10 protein-coding genes are annotated in these 5438 nt (G+C 48.1%); all 10 read left to right on the forward strand.

Annotated features, from left to right (window positions below; genetic code table 11):
* Window positions 1-143: 143 nt before the first annotated feature.
* The 10 genes from H6G97_RS44190 to H6G97_RS44235 all read left to right on the forward strand — a co-directional run bounded on the left by H6G97_RS44190 (window position 144) and on the right by H6G97_RS44235 (window position 4866).
* Complete coding sequence (locus H6G97_RS44190) at window positions 144-326, forward strand: hypothetical protein (protein WP_190946817.1); 183 nt, start codon at window positions 144-146, stop codon at window positions 324-326.
* On the forward strand, window positions 323-595 hold the full coding sequence (locus H6G97_RS44195; protein ID WP_190946818.1) for a Rossmann-fold NAD(P)-binding domain-containing protein: 273 nt from the start codon (window positions 323-325) through the stop codon (window positions 593-595). Before H6G97_RS44190 ends, H6G97_RS44195 begins: the two co-directional genes overlap by 4 nt.
* Window positions 596-709: 114 nt before the next feature.
* Window positions 710-1072, forward strand: coding sequence for a nuclear transport factor 2 family protein (locus H6G97_RS44200; protein WP_190946819.1), 363 nt, complete (start codon window positions 710-712; stop codon window positions 1070-1072).
* Window positions 1073-1090: 18 nt separating this feature from the next.
* On the forward strand, window positions 1091-1828 hold the full coding sequence (locus tag H6G97_RS44205; RefSeq protein WP_190946820.1) for an SDR family oxidoreductase: 738 nt from the start codon (window positions 1091-1093) through the stop codon (window positions 1826-1828).
* Between the two features lie 74 nt (window positions 1829-1902).
* The gene (locus tag H6G97_RS44210; RefSeq protein WP_199350086.1) at window positions 1903-2193 is read left to right on the forward strand and encodes an SDR family oxidoreductase; all 291 of its coding nucleotides are present in this window, start codon (window positions 1903-1905) and stop codon (window positions 2191-2193) included.
* A gap of 132 nt (window positions 2194-2325) precedes the next feature.
* Window positions 2326-2874, forward strand: coding sequence for a type 1 glutamine amidotransferase domain-containing protein (locus H6G97_RS44215; RefSeq protein WP_242056029.1), 549 nt, complete (start codon window positions 2326-2328; stop codon window positions 2872-2874).
* 31 nt (window positions 2875-2905) lie between these two features.
* Window positions 2906-3004 carry a rubredoxin gene (locus tag H6G97_RS54100; RefSeq protein ID WP_190946824.1) on the forward strand — a complete coding sequence of 33 codons (99 nt, stop codon included), beginning with the start codon at window positions 2906-2908 and terminating at the stop codon, window positions 3002-3004.
* Window positions 3005-3063: 59 nt separating this feature from the next.
* Window positions 3064-3729, forward strand: a complete 666-nt coding sequence (locus H6G97_RS44225) for a hydrolase (protein WP_190946821.1) — start codon at window positions 3064-3066, stop codon at window positions 3727-3729.
* 110 nt (window positions 3730-3839) lie between these two features.
* Entirely contained in the window at window positions 3840-4430 is a 591-nt protein-coding gene (locus H6G97_RS44230; protein ID WP_190946822.1) for an ester cyclase, read from the forward strand.
* A gap of 34 nt (window positions 4431-4464) precedes the next feature.
* Window positions 4465-4866, forward strand: coding sequence for a RidA family protein (locus H6G97_RS44235; RefSeq protein ID WP_190946823.1), 402 nt, complete (start codon window positions 4465-4467; stop codon window positions 4864-4866).
* Window positions 4867-5438: the final 572 nt, after the last annotated feature.

A 5438-nucleotide genomic window follows, 5' to 3' on the forward strand; every position in this document is an offset into this window, starting at 1 on the left:
TTTGATAGCTAGATTTTGCCTGCCTGTTTCGCTGAACAAAACTGCCGCTTTTTGAACCATGCCAAAAATTACCATGCCAACAACTGAATTCTTTCGTATTGATTTAGTCAATTACAAATCAGTATTTCATTGAGGATAATTCTATGCCGCATTTATTAGTACAAGGCAAGAATAATTCTGGGCATGAAGGTACACTTCAGACTGGTTCTCTTCGCGACTCCTCAGTTAATCATGCCCTGATTGCGATCGCGCAAGAAGTCACTGAGTTGCTCAGACAAACTTACCTGAGACAAACCGATGAAATTAAAACAGGAGAAACAAAATGATACTGCAAGATAAAGTGGCGTTAGTCACTGGTGAAACTTCAGGAATTGGTCGTACAACCGCGTTAGCGTACCCCTACGGGGAAGCAAGCTACGCGCAGCCTTCCGTTGGCGCAGCCTCTCGTAGAGAAAGAAAGCTTAACGTTAGCGTAGCGTCTCGCAGAGAAGTTATCGCCTTCGGTGCTGCTGGAGCAAAGGTCGTATTCTCCGGCAGACGCGACGCAGAAGGTGAAAAAACCGCCAAACTGATTCGCGAAACAGGCGCTGAATAGCTTATACGTCCATTGAAACAAGTTCACTAACACCACAAGAATCTGACAAATCATTTTAAGCATCTGAAAGCAGTCAAGCATTGGGACGTGCTACAGACTATCGGAGAGATTCAGATGTCAGAGAACAATAAAGCCATTTTAAAAACGGCAAACGCTGCGATCGCCCAAGGCAACTATGAAGGATTCTTGCCGTTCTGCACCGACGACACGAAATGGACGTTTGTCGGCGACAAGACCCTTAACGGAAAAGAAGCCGTTCGCCAATATATGGCAGAGACATACATAGAGCCACCCAAGTTTAGGGTCGCTCACTTCATTGCTGAGGGTGATTTCGTCACGGCACTCGGCGACATCACACTGAAGGACGCAGCCGGGAAGGCGGTTCATTACTCGTACTGCGATGTCTGGCGCTTTCGCGACGACAAGATGGTTGAATTAAGGGCTTTTGTGATCAAAACCGAAGTCAAGGATATTTAACTATAAGGATATTTAAATATGAGCCAGGTATTCGGAAAAAGCATCATCATCACAGGAGCAAGCAGCGGCATTGGAGAAGCAACCGCCAAACTACTAGCAGAACACGGCGCAAAGTTGATGCTGGCAGCCCGACGAGACGATCGACTTGAGAAACTTGTGGCAGAGATTGAAAGCGCAGGCGGCACCGCAACCTATCAAACCGTCGATGTGACCCAGCGTAACCAGGTTGAAGCCTTAGCAAAAAGCACGCTAGAGCAATACGGCAAAATTGATGTGTTGATCAACAATGCTGGCATCATGCCGGTGTCTCGTCTGGATCAGCTAAAAGTAGACGAATGGGAACGCACAATCGATATCAACATCAAAGGCGTACTATACGGAATTGCCGCCGTTTTGCCGCATATGCAAAAAGCGCAAAGCGGACACATCATTAACATTGCTTCTGTTGCAGGACACAAAGTCTATCCCGGTTCAGCGGTTTATTGCAGCACAAAGTTTGCCGTTCGTGCCATTTCAGAAGGCTTGCGTCAAGAAGTTGGAGCGCATATTCGCAGCACGATTATTTCTCCTGGAGCCGTTGCCACAGAACTCACCAATTCGATCAGCGATCCGGAGGCTGCCAAAAACATAAATGCTCTCTATGAAATGGCAATTCAGCCAGAGGCGATCGCCCAAGCTATCCGTTATGCGATCGAGCAACCCAAAGAAGTGGATGTAAACGAAATCTTGATTCGCCCAACCGCTCAAGAACTGTAATTCACAACGACTCATGAACCGACTTTGGCTCAGCACTAAATTTTCATCTGAAGCAATGTACAAAAGTATCTGCTATGGGCACCAAGGCGGCGATCGTAGGGTATGCGAAAGGTGTCCAGCGTCTGGTCCCACGCAACATCACTGTAAACGTCGTGCAGCCAGGCATCATGCCAACGGACATGGCAGCGGCCGTAGCCGACAAACTGCCGGAAGCGATCATGGATCTTCAAACCATCCGCCGGATCGCAACCCTGAAGGAGGTGGCGGCAACCGTTTGCTTCCTCGCAGGTCCAGACGCTGACAAATCATCGTCGCTCATAACAGGTGAAACATTGATGTTAGAAGGTGGGTTTGTAGCGCAGTAGTCGATCAACAGTGCGAAACGTTGCATCCAAGTCGCGATCAACACCGATATGTTCTCACACCAATACTGAAGGCGAATCAGGTGTTATGCAGCGAGAAGGTTCGTGTTTGAGTTCTTAAAAAGGAGGTTTGCTATGAAGATTCTCATTGTTCTCACGTCTCATGACCAACTTGGCGATACCGGAAAGAAAACAGGCTTCTGGCTGGAAGAGTTTGCTGCTCCCTATTACGTGCTGAAGGACGCGGAAGCAGCACTTACGCTAGCCTCACCGAAGGGCGGTCTGCCGCCGCTCGATCCGAAAAGCGAAGTACCCGAGTTCCAGACCGAGTTAACGAAGCGCTTCCGCACAGACACAGCTGCACAGGCTGAACTTGCCAACACGAAAAAGCTAGCCGACGTGTCCGCAGACGATTTCGACGCAGTCTTCTACCCTGGCGGACATGGCCCGATGTGGGACATGCCCGACAACGCAACATCCATTGCACTGATCGAAGCCTTCGTGAAGGCCGACAAGCCAGTCGGTGCAGTGTGTCACGCGCCGGTTGCGTTAATCAATGTGCGCGGAAAGGACGGCGAGTATCTAATCAAAGGCAAGCGCGTAACCGGGTTCACGAATGAAGAAGAAGAAGCGGTGGGCTTGACCGCGGTCGTACCTTTTTTGTTGGAAGATCGTGCCCTCTGACAGTATTTAACCCGCTTAACCACAGTCTGGAATTGCTTCGGGAACAGCTTTTGAGGATCTGCCGGAAGATTGGTTATGTCCAGTCTGTGGCGCGAAGAATGTAAAAAAACTGTGTGATTCACCCCGTTGAGTCAGACTCACACGCTAGGGCGTGTCTGAAAAGTAAACATTGAATGGAGACTTATAGCGATGTCTAAAAATCCAAAAATCGCACTAGAAGGACTGCTTCGTCCAGAAGATAGCATCCTGGTACTGATTGACCACCAGCCTTATCAGTTCACCAACTTGAACAGCCATGAACCCACGACGATCATTAACAATGTTATTGGTCTTGCCAAATCGGCAAAGGTGTTTAACGTACCTACAATCCTTACCAGCGTCATTGAAGAAAGAGGGGGTTATATCATTAAGGGACTACAGGATGTTTTTCCCGATCAAAAACCGATTAACCGCACTTTCATCAATACCTGGGAAGATCCAAACGTTACAGATGTAGTGAAGAAAAGTGGCCGCAAGCAACTTATACTCGCTGCGCTTTGGACTGAGGTCTGTCTCGCAATGCCAGCAATTCAGGCGCTTGGTGAGGGTTATGAAGTATTTATAGTTACCGATGCTTCGGGCGGTGTTACTGCGGAAGCTCATGACATGGCGGTTCGCCGGATGGTTCAGGCTGGTGCAGTTCCAATCAACTGGATGGCTGTACTTTTTGAGTGGCAACGTGACTGGGCACGCACAGAAACATCTGCGGATGTATCAGAGATTGTTCTTGAGCATGGCGGTGCTAGTGCGGTAGCCCTTGCATGGGAACTTCAGCTCCTTGCAACAACCCCTCCAGTGAACTTAGGTGGACATTAATACTTGAGGTTTTCTCTACGGAAGCCACAAGTAAAATAGGAGGCAGCATTTTGAAAAAGATAAAATGCTGTCTCTGTCTTAATCTTAGATAGAACTTAGGAGAATTCAACATGGTCACAGAGCAAACAGCAGACAAACAGGCAGTACAGGCAACTCCAAACCTGACACCCGCTCAGGAAGCCTTGCAATCGGTCTGGGAAGAGCATATCGGGCACGAGTTTGGTACTCACAGCCCTGAAGATGCTCTCGCTACGATGGTTGAGGACGCTTATGTGAATCATATTCCAGTGATGACTGGGGGAGTCGGAAAAGCAGCATTGGGTGAGTTTTATTCCAAATACTTCATTCCCCAGATTCCGCCAGACCTCGAGCTAGTTCCGATTTCGCGCACGATCGGGACGGATCGACTCGTCGATGAAATGCTGGCTAAGTTCACTCATACCATCCAGATGAAGTGGATGCTACCTGGCATTGCTCCGACCGGGAAACGGGTTGAAGTGGCAGTGGTAGCGATTGTCCAGTTCCGTGATGGCAAGCTAGCCCACGAACACCTCTATTGGGATCAGGCGAGTGTATTGGTTCAACTCGGCATGCTCGATCCGAACACGCTGCCCGTTGTAGGGGCTGACAGTGCGCGCAAGGTACTCAATCCGAGCTTGCCCTCAAACGCACTGATCGAATGTGCTAGTCATAGTAACTAAATATTAAAGCAAGCTTTTCATCAATAGGAACACCATGAAAAAGCCAGAGTTTTTTGTCACCCCTGGTTATGGGGAATACATGCTGAATACATTGCATTACTCGCAAGCGGTGAGAATTGACGATCGAGTAGAGATATCAGGTCAAGGCGGCTGGGATGACGATCTGCAAATTCCTGAATTAATCGCGGACGAGATTGCTCAGGCATTTCGGAACATAGAGCGAACCTTAGCGACTGCTGGTGCAGGTTGGGAGCATGTTATCCACGTCAATTCTTACCATGTTGGCGGGTTCCCCCCGGAGGTTAACGATGTGATGGTCAAGCTATTTCGTCATTATATGCCCGATCGCGCCCCAATTTGGACAGAGCTAGGTGTCGCGGCGCTTGCACTTCCAACAATGCGGATTGAAATCCGCGTGACTGCAATTGTTCCGTGAGTTTTGCAAGCATTAATAACACAATTTATGCTGCTCGAAAACTGGTCTATTACTTAAAAGGAGAACTCAAGACTGTCGCCTTGAGGGCGAAAGCGCCTAGATATCTCGGCGCAAGCCAAAAATATTATTGATACGGTGAAGCAGCGCGGTCTTGGGGGTTTCCCCCATGAGCGACTGCTGAACCCCGTAGGGGCTGGGCTGATTTATTCGTGTCTTGTGCCTTAGCTCGTGTGTAACTGAGTTGGTATTGTCATCGCTAGGTTATCAACCCCTAGCTATCTAATTGGTATACAAACCATGACACGGTTCTTGTAACAGGTAGAATTTTGTTTACTGCCCTCATCAACAGCGAAATTAAATTCTTAGACAATATCTTTGTAAATATTTGGGCAAAGCGAAAGCAAGGTTGGCAACTAGTTCATTGGCAATCTACACCGATTACAAGGTAAAAAGTTCATTATTCAATACCGTTGCCAAAACAAGAGTGAAGAGACAGGGCTGCTGTAGTAAAGTTACTGTCTTCCCAAAGTGAAATAGATGCTGTTGTTTCAAGTATTTCTGAAGTCGAAACT

It is taken from the genome of Nostoc flagelliforme FACHB-838 (assembly GCF_014698065.1).
GTDB lineage: Bacteria > Cyanobacteriota > Cyanobacteriia > Cyanobacteriales > Nostocaceae > Nostoc > Nostoc flagelliforme_B.